The following is a 16,427-nucleotide window of genomic DNA, read 5'->3' as shown; positions in this document are numbered from 1 at the left end:
ATCCTAAAAAATCGGTTTCAGGCCTTTGGGTGTGCCTGTTGATGCGTTTTTTTAAGTTTCTCGATGGAGTTATGGGTGTATATCTGTGTAGCAGCCAGGTTGGCATGACCCAGTAATTCCTTGATCGCATTGAGATCAGCTCCCCTATTGAGCAGGTGTGTCGCATAGGTGTGGCGCAGTACGTGCGGGCTTTTCTGCTGTAGGGTCGTGACGGCAGATAAGTACTTCTTTACCAGGCGCTGCACAAATACCGGATACACGGCTTTGCCTGAATCTGTAAGTAGTAGTACAGGGGTATCCTCCACCGGAGCCCGCTGGCTTATATAATCAGTAAGTAGGTGCGCCAGACTAGCCGTAATCGGTATCAGCCGCTCTTTGGAACGCTTTCCAAATACCCGCACAATACGGCTGTCGGTATCTACCTGGCCTACTTCCAGGGCAATCAGCTCAGACAAACGCATACCGGTACCGTACAGCAGTTCCAGCAGGATGCGGTCACGCAAGCCTTCAAAGCCCTCCGGAAATTCGACGTTGTCAAAGAGCAGGTCCATAGCCTTCTCCTCCACAAAAGCCGGCAGCTTCCTGCGTGCCTTGAGGGAAGTAAGGTTAGTAGTGGGGTCTTTAAGAATATGGTTCTTTTTGCGCAGAAATTTAAAGTACGAGCGGATGGTAGCCATCTTCCGGTTGACAGAGGTAGGATTCATCCCCTCCTCCACCAAGCTCACCACCCACGACCGCAGCATGGGCGGGGTAGCCTGTTCGGGCTTATCCAACTCGTACTGAAACAGCAGGTACTTCCCGAACTGGTCGAGGTCACTGGCGTAGGCTGTGATGGTGTGCCCGCTGACGCGCTTCTCGTAACGAAGATGATCTAAAAAAGGCTCTATCATAGGGCCCAAGCTACAAAAAAAGGCCGTCTTTGACAAGACAGCCCCTTTTTATATAGATGCAATAATCCTGTAGAAAGCTACACGCAGTAGTTTCTCAACGTACTATTGCTCGTTGTGGTTACCGTACATTCTCTCTTTGTAAGCAGCACGCAAAACCTCAAAACGACGCTTTACTGATGGCTTTTCGAAAGCCGTACGTGCACGAAGCTGACGCATAGTACCTGTTCTCTCAAATTTCTTCTTGTAACGCTTCAGTGCGCGGTCGATTGATTCGTTGTCTTTTACGTTAATAATGAGCATACCTAAAAATTATAGATGTTTTTGTTAGTTTCTAGAAAATCGGATTGCAAAGAAAACATAGATTCAACAGAAAATCAAGGACTAACTCATCTAATTTTAGCTATTTTTGGCGGTCGCATCAAATTTACTCTGTATGGCCTCTCGTTTGGGTATCATTGACTTAGGTACCAATACCTTCCATCTGCTCATCATCGAAAAAACTACTGACGGCATTCTACCTCTTTACCGGATCAGCCGTCCGGCCCGGATTGGTAAGGGAGGAATCAACCAACGGATCATTACGGAGGAGGCTACACAACGGGCCCTGGGAGTACTCCATTCCTTCCGCGAAAGGCTGGATGAGTACCAGGTACAACCCGAACATACCTTTGCCTTTGGTACCAGTGCCATACGCAGTGCCGACAACAGCGCTGACTTCTGCAGTACCATCCTCCGCGAGACGGGCATAAGGATCACCGTAATCAATGGTGACGAAGAGGCCCGGTATATCTACCACGGCGTACGTTCGGCCGTTGACCTGGGACCCGCTACTTCGCTGATCGTGGATATTGGTGGAGGAAGTGTGGAATTCATAATCTGCAACAGCCGTCAGATCTTCTGGAAGCAGAGCTTCGAGATTGGTGGCCAGCGTCTGATGGAGCGGTTTATGCACACGGACCCTCTGCGCGACAGCGATCGTAAGCGACTCTACAACTACTTTGACGAGCAGCTTATTCCGCTGGCCAATGCCATACATCAGTACGCTCCGACGGTACTGGTAGGCTCCTCGGGTACCTTTGATACGCTGGTGGATATGGATTACCAGCACCGAACCGGGCAGTGGCCTCCCCAGGACAAGATCAGCTATGAACTGCCTCTGGCGGAATTTTACCGTACCTATGAACTGCTTCTTACCCGCAATCACGACGAACGCATGACCCTGCCGGGGATGATCGAACTGCGGGTCGATATGATCGTTGTGGCTGTGTGCCTGATAGATTACCTGCTGCGTACCTATGGAATCCGTGACATTCGGGTATCTACGTATTCCCTTAAGGAAGGAGTCCTGGCTGTGATGACCGAAGAGTAGGTATAGTTTTTTATGGAGGTTAACTTCTTAAATCACAAGAACCGATATAGACACTCATTCCTGCTATGGATGCTACCAAACATCATATTCCCGTATCACGTACGGCTACGTACTACACATTAGGAGAATTAGGAGAAAACACCCGCCGGGTATGGTTTGTACTGCACGGGTACGGCCAGCTGGCTCAGCAGTTCATCAAAAAATTTGGTGCACTCGACGACGGGCAGACGCTGGTTGTAGCCCCGGAGGCCCTCTCCCGCTTTTACCTTGAGAATGGCTTCGAACACGTAGGAGCTTCCTGGATGACCCGCGAAGATCGTGATCTGGAAATAGATGACTACGTTTCGTACCTGGATCAGCTTTATCATAGTGTACTCCAGGGGGGCAAGCTAGATAATATCGAAATAACAGTGCTGGGCTTTTCGCAGGGCTGCGCCACTGCCTCCCGCTGGCTTGACCGGGGCATGCTCCGCTGCGACCGCCTGATCCTGTGGGCCGGCCACTTTGCCAATGGCCTCACCGATCTGGTCAGCCTTGACAAACTACCCCAATCCAACTCCTACTATGTTTGTGGAGAGCAGGACCAGTTCCTCTCTAAAATAAACGTTCAGGAGTACCTGGTCCGGCTCAACGAGGAGGCACCGGATTTACAGATCATCCGCTACCAGGGTGGACATGCTATCAATGAGCACGTCCTCAAAACTCACTTCCTGTGAACAGTAGTAGCAGCGGCCTGAGCTGAGGCCAGGATTGTAATATCCGCTATAGTAACGTGGTCGGGCGCACTAACTGCGAACACGATCGTTTTGGCTATATCCTCGGCCCGAAGCGGCTCAAAGCCTTCGTATACTTTACTGGCACGATCCTTATCTCCCTTGAAGCGAACTTCGGAAAACTCCGTTTCCACGGCTCCCGGAGCTATGTTGGTTACTTTGATACCATGTTTAGTAAGGTCCAGCCGCATACCCTGGCTCAGGGCTTCTACGGCCGCTTTGGAAGCACAGTAGACGGCACCGTTGGCGTACGTTTCCTTACCGGCAATGGAGCTGAGATTGACTATATGTCCTCTCCCGCGCTCTATCATACCGGGAGTGATGGCCCGGGTCATGTACAGTAGTCCTTTTACGTTACTGTCCATCATGGCGTCCCAGTCATCCGGCTCTCCTTCGTTGATAGCGTCAAAGCCGTGGGCATTTCCGGCATTATTGACCAGGATATCAATGGCCCGCCATTGATTAGGCAGCGAATCCAGCGCGTGAGCCATAGCTTTACGGCTGCGCACATCAAATGCCAGCGCAATGGCACGTACTCTTGTAGAGACACTATCTACCAGTTCTTTCAGACGATCTTCGCGTCGTCCACAGAGGATCAGATCGTAGCCTGCCACGGCAAAGGCTTCGGCGGTGGCCCTCCCGATACCGGAAGAGGCCCCGGTGATTAAGGCGATACGGGGCATGAGTAGTATTTGGGGTCTAAAGGTTTTTCTCAAAGAAAACAGAAATAGGAGAGCTATGTTCATTTTTCTTTGACAGACAGCTCCCTACCTACGACTCCTAACCCCTACCTGTATGAGATCCATCTGCTTACCTTTTCTGGCCCTTCTGGTACTCTGCGGAGGACTTGGACTCCTGGCTCTATCACCCCGAAAGGAACCGGTAGCTGCAAGGCCTAATATCATCTATATCATGGCCGACGACCTGGGCTATGGTGATATAGGCCCTTACGGACAAGAAAAGATCAATACCCCTCACCTCGATCAACTGGCGGCCGAGGGTTTGAAGTTTAATCAATTCTACGCCGGTAGTACCGTATGTGCTCCCTCCCGCTGCGCCCTTATGACAGGTAAGCATACGGGGCATAACTACATACGGGGCAACGGTGAGATACCCCTCCGCGCCGAAGACACCATCCTGCCCCAGTACCTGCAAAAGGAAGGCTATACTACGGGGATGTTTGGCAAGTGGGGACTGGGAGATATGAACACGACCGGTATGCCTGACCTCAAAGGCTGGAATAGTTTTGTTGGATTCCTTCACCATGTAGAGGCGCACTTTCAGTTACCGGGTATTCTGTGGCACTTCAAGCAAGGCACTACTCCGATCCGGGAGCGCATAGGTACCGCACATCAGGGATTTGCCAATGATTTTATCGCCGAAAAGGCAGTTGATTTTATCGAAGAAAATAAATCGAAACCCTTCTTTCTCTACCTCTCTCTGACCATTCCCCACGCCGAACTGGTGATGCCGGACAAACTGCTCAGCCGCTACCAGGACCCCAACGGTAACAGTGTATTTGGTACAGAGGTACCTTATCCGGGCCTGCACTACGGCGGACAACGCCAGCCCCGTGCCGCCTACGCGGCCATGGTGAGTCGGGTGGATGATTACGTAGGTAATGTACGGGCCAAACTGGGTGAACTGGGGCTGGAAGAGAATACCCTCATCTTCTTCACCAGCGACAACGGTACCCACGTGGAGGGCGGACGTACGACGAAGGATGTGGAATTCTTTAAGAGCAGCGGTCCGCTGCGGGGTGTAAAGCGCGATATGTACGAGGGAGGTATCCGGGTACCGGGTATAGCGTACTGGAAAGGGAAGATCAAGCCCGGCCAGACTACCGACTTCTACGCCGCTAGCTGGGACTGGCTCCCTACACTACTCGAGCTATCAGGTAGTAAGGCCCGTCCCGAGACTGATGGTGTTTCCATGGCTTCGCTATTTACGGATAACAAAGCGCCTAATGTAGGTGAACGTCCGCTTTACTGGGAGTTCCACGAAGGAGGATTTTCACAGGCCCTCCGCAAAGGTGACTGGAAGATCGTGCGATTGAAGAAGAAAGACGGCAGTATAAAAACTGAACTGTACAATCTAAAAAAAGACCTGAGTGAGCAGAAGGATCTGGCGGCTACGCAGCCCGATCGGCTCCGTCAGATGGAGCAACTACTCGATGCCGCCCGCACCAAGTCAGAGCATCCGGCCTTTGTTACGCTGGGGTACTAAAAAAAGCGGAGCGGGAAGAAAAAGTCTCCCGCTCCGCTTTCAAATCCAGCTACTATCAGGGCTTCACTCCCTTTACATTCATATCAATTGCATACAGACTTTTACTAGCCGTCACGAACAGGGTTTGGTGGTCTTTGCCCCCAAAGCAGACATTGGCCGTCCAGCTCTCATCTACCGGGATGTTCAGTAGTTTCTCCCCCTGCGGGCTAAATACCGTCACGCCCGCCCGGTTGGTCAGGTACACATTCCCCCGGTTGTCCAGGGTCATCCCGTCGGAGCCCATCTCGCAGAATAGCTTCTTATTGCTGAGTGAGCCATCCTTCTCAATCTGGTAGGAGTAAGTTTTACTGGCGCCAATATCTGCGATGTACAGCATCTTACCGTCGGGGGTACCAATAATGCCGTTAGGCTGCTTCAGATCAGCAGCTACACGGTTCAGCGTCTTGCGGTCCTTGCTCAGGTAGTATACGGCCTGTACATCCTGCGGGGGAGTTTTGTGCTCCCACCAGGGACGAGCGTAGAATGGATCTGTAAAGTAGATGTTGCCGTTGCGGGCTACCCACAGGTCATTAGGTCCGTTGAACTTCTGTCCGGTATAGTCTTTAAGAGCTACGACTACATTCTTGTTCTTGTCAATCTTCCAAAGCTCCGTATTAGCATCGGCGCAGGCCCACAGATCTCCCTTACTGTCTATAAAAAGGCCATTGGCCCGACCCGCCGGCTCCATGTAGGTACTCAGTTGGCCGTCGGTACTCCACTTGTGTATACGGTTGTTGGGCTGATCGGTGAAGTATACATTTCCCTGCTTATCGGAGGTAGGGCCTTCGGTAAAGGCAAAGCCACCCGCCAGCTTCTGTAGGGTAGCACCACTTTTTATAAGGGAGGTATCATCTGTGTTGGCACCCAGGAGCGGAGCCAACAGGAATAAGGCATAAGCAAAGATGTGTTTTGATCGCATAGTTATAAGTAAAAGTATACTGTCAAAAAGCAGGTAACGCTACAAAGTTAACCACTCCCCACTCCTAATTCACCACAATAGCCACACGATGTTAGGCAGTAGAAAATGGGAAAGCCGTATTTTACACTGGTACTGACTAAGCTACCCACAGCCATGCCTACCCATCGCCGCCAATTTCTGAGTACTGTCACAGGTCTTACCGGAGCTGCCTTGCTTGCTCCTCAGCTACTACAAGCAGAAGAGGTGAAGGCCTCTCCCATTGCCTGCAATCAGTACACCTGGTTTACATTTTATAGCCGCGAAGGCCGCAACTGGACGGCTGACCTGGATGCTTCGCTGGCGGAATTTAAGAAGTCGGGACTGACCGCCTACGAACCCAGCTTTAACAACGCGGATGAAGTAAAGAAACTGATACCTCTGGTAAAAAAGCATAGTCTGACTGTACCCTCCGCTTACGTTAACAGCGTGCTGCACAAGGCGGACGAAGCTCAGAATTCCATTGATTCGGTACTGGCGATTGCCGAAGCTACCAAACCACTAGGTACCCGCATCCTGGTTACCAATCCGAGTCCGATTAGTTGGGGTGGTACCGAGAACAAAAATGATCAGGAGCTGGCTGAGCAGGCCAAAAATCTGGATAAGCTAGGCGCTGAACTCAGAAAGAGGGGCGTTACCCTCTCCTACCATACCCACGACGTGGAGCTACGGGCGGGGGCACGCGAGTTTCACCACATGCTGCTGGCCACCGACCCGCGTAACGTGACCTTCTGCTTCGATGTACACTGGGTGTACCGCGGCTCCGGCAACTCGCAGATAGCAGTCTTTGATGTACTGAAGCTCTATGGCAAACGCATTACTGAACTGCACGTGCGGCAGTCGGTGGGAGGTGTATGGTCCGAAGCCATGGGCGAAGGCGATATTGACTACCGCCGCCTGGCCCAGGAACTCAAAGTATTAGGCATTCGTCCGCACATAGTACTGGAGCAGTGCATCGAAAAACCTTCACCCCATACCATGCAGGCTGTAGAAGCACACCAACGCAGCCTCGCCTACGCCAGAGATGTATTTTCGAAACTGCTGGGGTAGCGGGAATGTGTTAGATTTGTCGTTCAATAAAGAAAGAATTTAACCACGGAGTTAAATAGAGGTAAGCACAGTGAACACAGAGTTTTAAAAACTCTTATCAACTCTGCGCCTCTACTCGGTGTTACACTGTGGTAAAACAAGCAGCACAACATGACTACCTCTACCCGCCCCATCTACCTTGACTACAACGCTACTACCCCCGTGGACCCGCGCGTGCTGGACCAGATGCTGCCGTGGTTTACGGAGCAGTTTGGCAACGCCGCCAGCCGCACCCACCTCTACGGCTGGGAGGCCGAGGAAGCCGTAGCGAAAGCCCGTCGTCAGGTGGCAGGTATACTGGGAGCCAGCGAAAAAGAAATAGCCTTTACCAGCGGCGCAACGGAGGCTAATAACCTGGCTATAAAAGGAGCTTACGAAGCCAACCGCCACCGGGGCAGCCACTTCGTAACCGTAGCCACGGAGCACAAAGCAGTACTGGATACCTTCAAGCACCTGGAAGGTTGGGGAGCGGAGGTAACCTATCTGGTACCCGCCGCCGATGGTCTGGTTTCCATCGAGCAGGTGGCCGAGGCTCTGCGCCCTGATACGGTACTGGTGTCGGTGATGTATGCGAATAATGAAATAGGAGTCATTCAACCCGTTGCCGAGATTGGAAAACTATGCCGGGAGCGGGGGGTACTGTTCCATACCGACGCTACGCAGGCCGTAGGAAAAGTACCCGTTGATGTGGACAAAGACTATATAGACCTGCTGAGTCTGTCGGCGCACAAGCTATATGGGCCTAAAGGTGCAGGGGCGCTGTACGTACGAAAGGGCATTAAGCTAACGGCCCAGCAGGATGGCGGGCGTCACGAGCGGGGGCTACGCTCAGGTACCCTCAATGTACCGGGTATTGTAGGGCTGGGAAAAGCGTGTGAAGTGGCTGGTGCTGAAATGGCGTTAGAAGCAAAACGCCTGGCTCAGCTTCGCGATAAGCTGGAAAATGAGATAGTAAGTACTATTAACAATACGCAGGTCAACGGGAACCGGGAGCACCGCCTCCCGCAGGTGACCAATATCTCGATCGGCGACGTAGACGGCGAGCAACTCCTCATGAACCTCAACCGCATAGCCGTGTCCAGCGGCTCGGCCTGCACCTCGGCCTCGGTGGAGCCATCTTATGTACTCAAAGCCCTAGGAGTCCCCGACGACCTGGCCTATGCCTCTATCCGCTTTAGTCTTGGCCGATTTTCGACCGAAACCGATATAGCCACCGCCGTAGCGCACGTACAGGAGGTAGTGACCCGCATGGTCGAAAACCATACATCTTAGCCGAAAAGGGGCTTTTACTAACGCTAATCCATGGATAAGCTACGACAGGCAATTAAGCAGATGATTTCAGTGTCGGATCCGGAACTTGACCAGTTTCAGAGCCAGTGCCTGTCCCGGTCTTTCAGGCGACAGGAGCTCCTGCTGCGGCCGGGCGCTGTCCCCAACGAAATCTTTTTTATTGAACAAGGGCTGGTCCGTGTCGTTGTTACCGACCAGGCTGGTACGGAACATACCATTCACTTCGCACTTGAACACCAGTTCATCACCGACTATTCGAGCTTTATGCTGCAGCAGCCCTCATTATATTCCGTGCAGGCGCTGGAAGAAACGCAGGTAGTAGTACTGCCCCGCTCCGCGATTGAGTGGGGGTATGCTCACCTTTATCAGGGGGATAAACTGGGCCGTCTGGTGGCCGAGTTTTATTTCATTTACCAGGACAACCGCATCCGGAATCTGTACGCCCGCACCCCTAAGGAGCGGTATGACACCATTACCGACGTATTTCCGAATATTCATAACCGCGCTCCCCAGCACATGATTGCCTCTTACCTGGGCATTACGCCCGTCCACCTAAGCCGGCTCAAAAAAGCAGACCGTCCCAAAGTCTAAACATTTGTTATCGTTGGCCACGCGGCAGGTACCCTAGCTTTGTTGTGTATTTTTTGTTCTCACAACCAAAGCTTATCTATGGTACTCACTGAAAAAGACAAAAATCGTTTGCAGCAAAAGTACGGTCCCTGGGCTCTGGTTACGGGGGCGACCTCGGGCATCGGGCTTGAGCTGGCTACCCGCCTGGCCGAATCAGGTCTGCACCTTGTGATTGTGGGTCGCTCCACCGATCGGTTGCAGGAAGTGACTACCTCTCTGGCAACTACCTACGGGGTACAGGTACTACCGGTAGCCGCCGACGTGGCCACTCCCGCTGGCCTGGATACCATCGTTCAGGCCACGCAATACCTCAATTTAGGACTGCTGGTCGCCTCGGCAGGCTATGGCACCTCGGGGCTGTTTGCTGACTCCTCTCTTTCTCAGGAGGTTAATATGCTGCGGGTCAACTGCGAAGCGGTTCTGTCGCTGACCCACCATTATAGCCAGCGCTTCCGGCACCAGCGGCGGGGTGGTATTATTCTGCTGAGCTCGTTGGTTGCTTTTCAGGGCGTACCCTACGCGGCTCATTATGCTGCCACTAAAGCCTATGTACAGGGGCTGGCCGAAGCGCTGGCCGTTGAACTAAAACATTTTGGCATCGATGTACTGGCCGCCGCACCTGGGCCCGTCAGAAGTGGGTTTGAAGCACGTGCCAACCTGCAGATAACTATGGCCCTGACTCCCGCTCAGGTGGGTGTTCCTATTTTGAAAGCCCTGGGCCGTCAGTCCACAGTACTACCGGGTCGGCTTACCAAGCTATTGGTGTACGCACTCCGGACGGTACCCCGCTGGGCCAAAGTAAGAATCATGGAGAAAGTAATGGGCGGCATGACGAAGCACCAGCGCGTGCAGGTGTCGTAGCAGGCTACCCCTACTTCAAATCCTTCCCTACTCTTCATAAATCGGCTTCTCGCGCAGCCTGAGTGACGAACCACTGCGCCCTGCAAAGTAGGCCCTTATCTCGGCAATGACTGAGATAGCAATCTCCTCGGGCGTATTGGCCCCAATATCCAGCCCCACCGGACTGTACACCCGCTCCATCTCCTCGTCGGTAATAGGATCCCTCTCGTCCAGCGCCCGTGTCAGCATTTTGTTGGTACGCTTGCGGGGACCCAGCATCCCGATGTAAGGTACCTCCGTGCCCAGCATCCGGCGCAGGTGGCGGTAGTCGGTTTCGTAGTCATGGGCCATCAGGATCACCGCTGTGTACGGATCGACAGCCATATCTCCTCCATCTTTGGGAACAACCGCGTCGGCCATGTCAAACAGCGAACGATGTACCTTCGCCATATTACATACTACGGATACTTTCCAACCCGTTTCCTTCGCCAGACGTACCATGGGGTAAATGTCGTAGTTGCCTCCCATGGCGATCAGGTGGATGGGTGGCAGGATTACTTCAAAGAAAAAGCTAACCCGTTCCCCGTCACGCAGTACGTACGTTTTTGTTGCCGACTTTTCTTCTTTCAGGCATGCCTCAATATCCTGGACCAGATCGTGCTCAGCTACGGCTTCCATGGGAAAGGTAGCCCGGAAGTAGGCGTCGTTGTAGTAGCGGTAGGCCTTGCCCAGGGTAAGGGTACCGGAGTAGGCAGGTGCCTCCACCACGGTCACCAGTACGTCGGGCCGGCGCTGGTCGAGGTAGTGGCCCAGGAGCAGGACCGGGTTCTGATTATCGTTTGGGTCAAGCGGTGTCAGCAGTACATCGATAATCCCATTACAGCCTAGCCCCACTCCTATCTGATAGGGATCATCGTCGGTGGTGTCGTAGGTGATAATGGTGGCCTTCCTCTGAGCCATAGCCAGACGGGACTTCTTGAGAGCATCCCCTTCCAGGCAGCCCCCACTGATGCCCCCGATCCAGTCGCCATTGTCAGTCACGAGCATGCGGGCACCGGTGCGGCGGTAGGATGACCCTTCTACCCGCACTACGGTAGCCAGCGCGGCTTGTTGTTGGGTAAAATCAATGTTCTGGTAGGCGTTCCAGATATTCCTGATCTCTTTCATAGGTAGCTATAAAGGGTTAGGTTGTTAGCCAATATCCTTACAAATCTTGTAAAACTCAATAACAATAAAGCGTGATAACCGTCACTCATGTGGCAGATCCAGGTGCGTACTTTAGGCTAAATTATAACAAAGCAGCTGATTGATACAGCTACTCTGGCTGTTTTATCAGCCCTCACCCCCACCAGCCCGACCCGCTGCCTTTGAGAATAGATTTCTCTCCTATAATCCTTACTTATATGTATTACTTCCCTCCTCCTCAACTGCTGCATTAACCGTTCCCTCATTCACAATTTCTTAAAGTAGATTATATCTAAATATTTCCGTTATTAATTATATATTTGGTAAGTACATACCTACCGCCTATTTTGATTAATCGATTCTGCATCAACCAATAAACTACATAAGGGCATGAAAGCAAGGGAAAATATCAATATCAGCAAGCATCTACAGACCCGCCAGCTGACTGATATCGTGGAGAACCGTACTGCCTACTCCCTGCAGGCCGCTGAGCTTAATATCTACGAAACCCATGCCTATGCCGAACGCGTAGAGCTACGTTTTGGTCATCCGGTACTGGCCAGCATGATCCGGGGCAAGAAGGTTATGCACCTCAATGGTACTCCTTTGTTTGAGTTCCTACCGGGTGAGTCGGTGATGCTGCCCAGCCACGAACTGATGTGCATTGATTTTCCGGAAGCTACCGAGACCAATCCTACACGGTGCCTGGCTTTGGCTCTTTCCGAAGAAAAGATTCATCATTTTACGGATGTCCTGAACGAGAAGTACCCCCTGGTTGATATGCCGGAAGGCTGGAAGATCACCTCCAAAAACTTCTACTTTACCAACGATGCAGCGGTCAACCAGCTTCTGAACCGGCTGGTGTATATCTGTACAGAAGGCAACCAGGCCAGGGATGTATTTGCTGAATTGGTGTTACAGGAGCTGACCATCCGGCTTATGCAAACCCAGGCCCGCCACCTGCTGCTAACCAATCCGGGCGCTCAGGCCAATCAGAACCGTCTGGCTTACGCAGTACAGTACCTCCGCGAGCACCTGCACGAAGACCTCACCGTAGGTACTCTGGCGCAAAAAGCCTGCATGAGCGAGCCCCATTTCTACCGCTGCTTTAAGCAGCAGTTTGGTCTTACCCCTATCGAGTTTATCAACCGCGAACGAATTCGGCAGGCTACCGAACTGCTCACTACGACCGACCGCACCGTTACGGATATCTCCTACGCCTGCGGCTATAACAATGTAAACTACTTCCTGAAAGTATTCCGCAGGCAGGTAGGTATACCCCCATCGCACTTCCGACGGCGGCACCACTCCCGCTCACAGGCCCAGCAGGTCCTGCTGGCAACCACCAACTACTTCGATAACGGAGCGTATTAGTTATTAACTAGTAGCTATTAGTTCTTAGCTTAAAGCTGATTCGTCCCTTTCATCGGTACGTAGAGTCTATGTCAGGTACTTGTAATATACCCCCTATTTTCTGATAGGATAGTGTAGCAGATTGATATAATTGTTCTTAAAAACAAGATTATTCCACCATAATTTTGGATTAACCAGTAGCTTTTAGCCTACAATAGCGGGGGACAGATTTAGAAATGTGCCAATACGAACTGCTGGTACAATATACGTTCACCCGCTAAGACTAATAGCTAACTGCTAATTACTAACAACTAACCTACCTATGGAATTACAAGGTTCGCACGTATTAAATGCCCCACCGGAACAGATATGGGAAATGCTCATGGATACTGATGTACTGGCTCGTATTGTACCGGGTATCTCACGTCTGGAAAAAACCGGAGAAAATGAGTACAAGGCTGTAGCCGATATCAAGATGGGCCCCGTCAGCGGTTCTTTCTCGGGCGGTCTTACCCTGTCGGATATCCGGGAGAATGAAGGATATGTCATCCATGTCAAGCAAAGCAGCAAAATTGGTAACGCCGACGCTACCATCCGGATCGACCTAGCTCCCGTAGGGCAGGCTCAGACCCAGCTCACCTTCGACGGAGGAGCCAAACTATCGGGCCTGCTGGCCCGTACCGGCAACCGCGTCCTAAGCGGCGTGGCCAATACTCTCACGAAGCAGTTTTTCGAGAATTTTGAAAAGGAATTGCAGACGACGAAGCAGACTTAGTACCTGCGCCTATTCCTGAATTTTAGACCTAATCACCCTTACCCAATAAACTATGACCAAAATATCTGTTACTGTAAACGGTACCGCCCAAACCCACGAGGTAGAGCCACGCCAGCTGCTGGTGTACTACCTGCGGGAAAAACTGGGCCTCACTGGTACCCACATCGGCTGCGATACCAGCAGCTGCGGCGCCTGTACCGTCCATATGGACGGCATGGCTGTTAAATCCTGCTCTATACTGGCCGTTCAGGCGGACGGCTGTGAGATTACCACCATTGAAGGACTGGCCAAGGGGGACCAGCTGCATCCGGTGCAGGAAGGTTTTAAAGAGTGCCACGGTCTGCAGTGCGGATTCTGTACGCCGGGTATGATCATGTCGGCAACTGACTTGCTTCAGAATAATCCTGACCCGACCGAAGAGGACATACGGCACGCGCTGGAAGGGAACATCTGTCGCTGCACGGGCTATCATAATATTGTCCGCTCGATACAGTGGGCTGCCGAAAAGATGAAAACCAGTGCCAGGGCACTGGACGGAGCTCCTGTGAGTACCTCCCCAGTTTACGCATCCGTGAACCTCAACCAGCAACAACAAGTATGAGCACTAACTATATAGGTCAGTCGGTTAAACGACTCGAAGACAAGCGCTTCATTACCGGTAAGGGCCGCTATACCGACGATATAAAACTACCGGGCATGACCTATGCTTCGTTTGTACGGAGCCCCTACGCCCACGCCCGTGTCAACAGCATAGATACCTCCGCCGCTAAGGATATGCCGGGTGTCGTAGCCATCTTTACCGGCGACGACATTGCCAGTGCCGGTATTGTGGGAGTACCTACGGGCTGGCAGGTTAACTTCAAGAACGGGGACACCATGAAAGAGCCCCCGCACCCCCTGTTGGTACCTACCGGCAGTACCGTGAAGCACATCGGAGACCCCGTAGCAGTAATTATAGCTGACTCGCGCGAGGCTGCTTTTGATGCTTCTGAACTCGTGGAAGTAGACTGGGAAGAACTACCTGCCGTAGTCAGCGCCCTCAAAGCGACGGAGGAAGGCGCGCCACAGGTACACCCTGACGCTCCCGGCAACCTGGCCTTCGACTGGGAAATCGGAAATCCAATTGATGAGGTGAATGAGGCCATTGAGCAGTCGGCGCACGTAACTACGCTCGAATTTGTAAACCAGCGCCTGGTACCTAACGCCATTGAGCCCCGGGCCTACATCGGCCACTACGATGAGGTCAGCGACAAGTACACGCTGTATACCTCTACCCAAAACCCCCACCTGATCCGCCTGCTGATGTGCGCCTTTGTGTTGGGTATACCCGAGCACAAGGTACGGGTACTAGGGCCGGACGTAGGAGGTGGATTTGGCTCCAAGATCTACCACTATACCGAGGAAGCACTGGTAACCTGGGCTTCCAAACAGATTCGTCGCCCTATTAAGTGGACAGAAACTCGCTCTGAAGCCTTCATGCTGGACGCCCACGGCCGCGACCACATTTCCAAAGCTGAAATGGGTTTTGATGCCGATGGAAATATCAAAGCCCTTCGCATCAAGACCTACGCTAACCTGGGTGCCTATCTCTCGACTTTTGCGCCGGCGGTACCTACCTACCTGCACGGTACCCTGTTGCAGGGCTTATATACTACGCCCAAGATTCACCTAGAACTCTCTGCCGTATTCACCAACACCGTAGCTGTCGACGCCTACCGCGGAGCCGGACGCCCGGAAGCCACCTACCTGCTTGAAAGGTTGATTGACCTGGCAGCGCTGGAAATGGACCGGGACCCCATACAACTTCGCAAGCAAAATTTCATCCCGTCTTTTGACGGCGTAGAGCAACCTGGCTACCAGACGCAGGTAGCGCTGCAGTACGATTCGGGAAACTACCACGGCGTACTAGACCGGGCCGTAGAGATGCTGGGCTACGAAGAATTCCGTCGGCTCCAACAAGAGTCCAGCCGGAACGGCAAGCTCATCGGCGTGGGGCTATCTACCTACATTGAAGCCTGCGGTATTGCGCCTTCGGCGGTAGTGGGGGCGCTGGGTGCCCGCGCTGGTCTGTACGAATCGGCGCAGGTACGGGTGCAGCCTACAGGCAAAGTGAGCGTGTACACCGGGTCCCATTCGCACGGGCAGGGACACGTTACGACCTTCGCACAGGTAGTAGCCGACAAGCTGGGCATTGCCATGGAGGACATTGATATTATCCACGGTGACTCCGACGCGGTAGCCTTTGGTATGGGTACGTACGGCTCGCGCAGTCTGGCTGTGGGAGGTTCGGCTATTGTCAAGAGCATTGAGAAAGTACTTGAGAAAGGAGCCAAGATAGCCGCCCATAAGCTGGAATGTTCGGCGGATGACCTGGAATATGCTGAAGGTAAATGGACGGTAAAAGGTACCGATAAGTCTATCAGCTTCGGCGATGTGGCGCTTACGGCCTACGTACCTCATGTGTACCCGCAGGGCCTCGAGCCGGGACTTGATTTTTCGAGCTTCTACGACCCCGCCAACTTCACCTACCCCTTCGGCTGCCACATAGCGGTAGTGGAGGTGGATAAGGAAACGGGTAAGGTCAAACTGAAGCGTTTTATCGCGGTGGATGATGTTGGAAACGTGATCAATCCGATGATCGTGGACGGCCAGATTCACGGTGGACTGGCTCAGGGTATCGGACAGGCGCTGCTGGAAGAGGCTATCTATGATGAAAACGGACAGCTGACCAACGGCTCCTACATGGACTACGCCATGCCTCGTGCCGACGACCTTCCCATGTTTGAAATAGAGCGACAGGTAACCCCCTGCCCACACAACCCGCTGGGCGTGAAGGGAGCCGGTGAAGCGGGCTGCATCGGTTCTACGCCAGCGGTGGTAAACGCGGTCATCAATGCACTGTGGAGCGGTGGCCATAAGGTTAAAGACATCCGGATGCCGCTGACATCGGAGCGGGTCTGGCGTGCCATGCAGAGCAGTAACTCGACTATCACTCAATCCTAAACCGACATTT

16 protein-coding genes are annotated in these 16,427 nt (G+C 52.7%); 11 read left to right on the top strand and 5 right to left on the bottom strand.

All coding sequences use genetic code 11. The features are described 5' to 3' along the window. Nucleotides 1-17: 17 nt before the first annotated feature. Nucleotides 18-890, bottom strand: a complete 873-nt coding sequence (locus JUB14_RS26300; RefSeq protein ID WP_207509857.1) for a tyrosine-type recombinase/integrase — start codon at nucleotides 888-890, stop codon at nucleotides 18-20. Between the two features lie 102 nt (nucleotides 891-992). Continuing rightward, on the bottom strand, nucleotides 993-1,190 hold the full coding sequence (gene rpsU, locus JUB14_RS26295) for a 30S ribosomal protein S21 (protein WP_207509856.1): 198 nt from the start codon (nucleotides 1,188-1,190) through the stop codon (nucleotides 993-995). 133 nt (nucleotides 1,191-1,323) lie between these two features. On the opposite strand from rpsU, the gene JUB14_RS26290 reads away from it, so the two are divergent. Both JUB14_RS26290 and JUB14_RS26285 read left to right on the top strand, forming a co-directional pair. Continuing rightward, the gene (locus tag JUB14_RS26290; protein ID WP_207509855.1) at nucleotides 1,324-2,259 is read left to right on the top strand and encodes a Ppx/GppA phosphatase family protein; all 936 of its coding nucleotides are present in this window, start codon (nucleotides 1,324-1,326) and stop codon (nucleotides 2,257-2,259) included. Between the two features lie 65 nt (nucleotides 2,260-2,324). After that, entirely contained in the window at nucleotides 2,325-2,975 is a 651-nt protein-coding gene (locus JUB14_RS26285; RefSeq protein ID WP_207509854.1) for an alpha/beta hydrolase, read from the top strand. Here the strand turns inward: JUB14_RS26285 and JUB14_RS26280 are convergent. Beyond that, complete coding sequence (locus JUB14_RS26280) at nucleotides 2,963-3,715, bottom strand: SDR family NAD(P)-dependent oxidoreductase (RefSeq protein ID WP_207509853.1); 753 nt, start codon at nucleotides 3,713-3,715, stop codon at nucleotides 2,963-2,965. The two genes, JUB14_RS26285 and JUB14_RS26280, sit on opposite strands and share 13 nt — an antisense overlap. 112 nt (nucleotides 3,716-3,827) lie before the next feature. Between JUB14_RS26280 and JUB14_RS26275 the strand changes: the two genes are divergently transcribed. After that, the gene (locus tag JUB14_RS26275; RefSeq protein ID WP_207509852.1) at nucleotides 3,828-5,258 is read left to right on the top strand and encodes an arylsulfatase; all 1,431 of its coding nucleotides are present in this window, start codon (nucleotides 3,828-3,830) and stop codon (nucleotides 5,256-5,258) included. Nucleotides 5,259-5,313: 55 nt separating this feature from the next. Here JUB14_RS26275 and JUB14_RS26270 read toward each other — a convergent pair whose 3' ends face one another. After that, on the bottom strand, nucleotides 5,314-6,216 hold the full coding sequence (locus JUB14_RS26270; protein WP_207509851.1) for an SMP-30/gluconolactonase/LRE family protein: 903 nt from the start codon (nucleotides 6,214-6,216) through the stop codon (nucleotides 5,314-5,316). Between the two features lie 153 nt (nucleotides 6,217-6,369). On the opposite strand from JUB14_RS26270, the gene JUB14_RS26265 reads away from it, so the two are divergent. From JUB14_RS26265 to JUB14_RS26250, 4 genes are all read left to right on the top strand, one after another. Then, on the top strand, nucleotides 6,370-7,302 hold the full coding sequence (locus JUB14_RS26265; protein ID WP_207509888.1) for a sugar phosphate isomerase/epimerase family protein: 933 nt from the start codon (nucleotides 6,370-6,372) through the stop codon (nucleotides 7,300-7,302). Nucleotides 7,303-7,452: 150 nt separating this feature from the next. After that, entirely contained in the window at nucleotides 7,453-8,613 is a 1,161-nt protein-coding gene (locus tag JUB14_RS26260) for a cysteine desulfurase family protein (protein ID WP_207509850.1), read from the top strand. A 30-nt stretch (nucleotides 8,614-8,643) separates the two neighbouring features. Then, the gene (locus JUB14_RS26255) at nucleotides 8,644-9,222 is read left to right on the top strand and encodes a Crp/Fnr family transcriptional regulator (protein WP_207509849.1); all 579 of its coding nucleotides are present in this window, start codon (nucleotides 8,644-8,646) and stop codon (nucleotides 9,220-9,222) included. 78 nt (nucleotides 9,223-9,300) lie between these two features. After that, nucleotides 9,301-10,122, top strand: a complete 822-nt coding sequence (locus JUB14_RS26250; RefSeq protein WP_207509848.1) for an SDR family NAD(P)-dependent oxidoreductase — start codon at nucleotides 9,301-9,303, stop codon at nucleotides 10,120-10,122. A 27-nt stretch (nucleotides 10,123-10,149) separates the two neighbouring features. Here the strand turns inward: JUB14_RS26250 and JUB14_RS26245 are convergent, their stop codons facing one another. After that, nucleotides 10,150-11,268 (bottom strand): XdhC family protein, encoded by a 1,119-nt coding sequence (locus JUB14_RS26245; RefSeq protein WP_207509847.1) that lies wholly within the window; start codon nucleotides 11,266-11,268, stop codon nucleotides 10,150-10,152. A gap of 408 nt (nucleotides 11,269-11,676) precedes the next feature. Between JUB14_RS26245 and JUB14_RS26240 the strand changes: the two genes are divergently transcribed. From JUB14_RS26240 to JUB14_RS26225, 4 genes are all read left to right on the top strand, one after another. Beyond that, on the top strand, nucleotides 11,677-12,660 hold the full coding sequence (locus JUB14_RS26240; RefSeq protein WP_207509846.1) for an AraC family transcriptional regulator: 984 nt from the start codon (nucleotides 11,677-11,679) through the stop codon (nucleotides 12,658-12,660). 301 nt (nucleotides 12,661-12,961) lie between these two features. Beyond that, complete coding sequence (locus JUB14_RS26235; protein WP_207509845.1) at nucleotides 12,962-13,414, top strand: SRPBCC family protein; 453 nt, start codon at nucleotides 12,962-12,964, stop codon at nucleotides 13,412-13,414. A 52-nt stretch (nucleotides 13,415-13,466) separates the two neighbouring features. Continuing rightward, a complete protein-coding gene (locus JUB14_RS26230; RefSeq protein ID WP_207509844.1) occupies nucleotides 13,467-14,015 on the top strand; it encodes a (2Fe-2S)-binding protein in 549 nt (182 codons plus the stop codon). Beyond that, nucleotides 14,012-16,417 carry a xanthine dehydrogenase family protein molybdopterin-binding subunit gene (locus JUB14_RS26225; protein ID WP_207509843.1) on the top strand — a complete coding sequence of 802 codons (2,406 nt, stop codon included), beginning with the start codon at nucleotides 14,012-14,014 and terminating at the stop codon, nucleotides 16,415-16,417. The genes JUB14_RS26230 and JUB14_RS26225 overlap by 4 nt, the downstream gene beginning before the upstream one ends. The last annotated feature ends 10 nt before the right edge of the window (nucleotides 16,418-16,427 follow it).

Source organism: Telluribacter humicola (assembly GCF_017355935.1).
In the GTDB taxonomy this organism is placed as follows: Bacteria; Bacteroidota; Bacteroidia; order Cytophagales; family Spirosomataceae; genus Telluribacter; species Telluribacter humicola.
Note: the sequence above shows the minus strand (reverse complement) of the source record. Positions and strands in the feature narration are given on the sequence as shown.

What these genes read in the sequence shown, in the direction of transcription:
- JUB14_RS26275 (WP_207509852.1), top strand. Translation starts at nt 3,828, where the DNA reads ATGAGATCCATCTGCTTACCTTTTCTGGCCCTTCTGGTACTCTGCGGA.
- rpsU (WP_207509856.1), bottom strand. Translation starts at nt 1,190, where the DNA reads ATGCTCATTATTAACGTAAAAGACAACGAATCAATCGACCGCGCACTG.
- JUB14_RS26250 (WP_207509848.1), top strand. Translation starts at nt 9,301, where the DNA reads ATGGTACTCACTGAAAAAGACAAAAATCGTTTGCAGCAAAAGTACGGT.
- JUB14_RS26300 (WP_207509857.1), bottom strand. Translation starts at nt 890, where the DNA reads ATGATAGAGCCTTTTTTAGATCATCTTCGTTACGAGAAGCGCGTCAGC.
- JUB14_RS26235 (WP_207509845.1), top strand. Translation starts at nt 12,962, where the DNA reads ATGGAATTACAAGGTTCGCACGTATTAAATGCCCCACCGGAACAGATA.
- JUB14_RS26240 (WP_207509846.1), top strand. Translation starts at nt 11,677, where the DNA reads ATGAAAGCAAGGGAAAATATCAATATCAGCAAGCATCTACAGACCCGC.
- JUB14_RS26245 (WP_207509847.1), bottom strand. Translation starts at nt 11,268, where the DNA reads ATGAAAGAGATCAGGAATATCTGGAACGCCTACCAGAACATTGATTTT.
- JUB14_RS26225 (WP_207509843.1), top strand. Translation starts at nt 14,012, where the DNA reads ATGAGCACTAACTATATAGGTCAGTCGGTTAAACGACTCGAAGACAAG.
- JUB14_RS26230 (WP_207509844.1), top strand. Translation starts at nt 13,467, where the DNA reads ATGACCAAAATATCTGTTACTGTAAACGGTACCGCCCAAACCCACGAG.
- JUB14_RS26280 (WP_207509853.1), bottom strand. Translation starts at nt 3,715, where the DNA reads ATGCCCCGTATCGCCTTAATCACCGGGGCCTCTTCCGGTATCGGGAGG.
- JUB14_RS26260 (WP_207509850.1), top strand. Translation starts at nt 7,453, where the DNA reads ATGACTACCTCTACCCGCCCCATCTACCTTGACTACAACGCTACTACC.
- JUB14_RS26285 (WP_207509854.1), top strand. Translation starts at nt 2,325, where the DNA reads ATGGATGCTACCAAACATCATATTCCCGTATCACGTACGGCTACGTAC.
- JUB14_RS26265 (WP_207509888.1), top strand. Translation starts at nt 6,370, where the DNA reads ATGCCTACCCATCGCCGCCAATTTCTGAGTACTGTCACAGGTCTTACC.
- JUB14_RS26255 (WP_207509849.1), top strand. Translation starts at nt 8,644, where the DNA reads ATGGATAAGCTACGACAGGCAATTAAGCAGATGATTTCAGTGTCGGAT.
- JUB14_RS26290 (WP_207509855.1), top strand. Translation starts at nt 1,324, where the DNA reads ATGGCCTCTCGTTTGGGTATCATTGACTTAGGTACCAATACCTTCCAT.
- JUB14_RS26270 (WP_207509851.1), bottom strand. Translation starts at nt 6,216, where the DNA reads ATGCGATCAAAACACATCTTTGCTTATGCCTTATTCCTGTTGGCTCCG.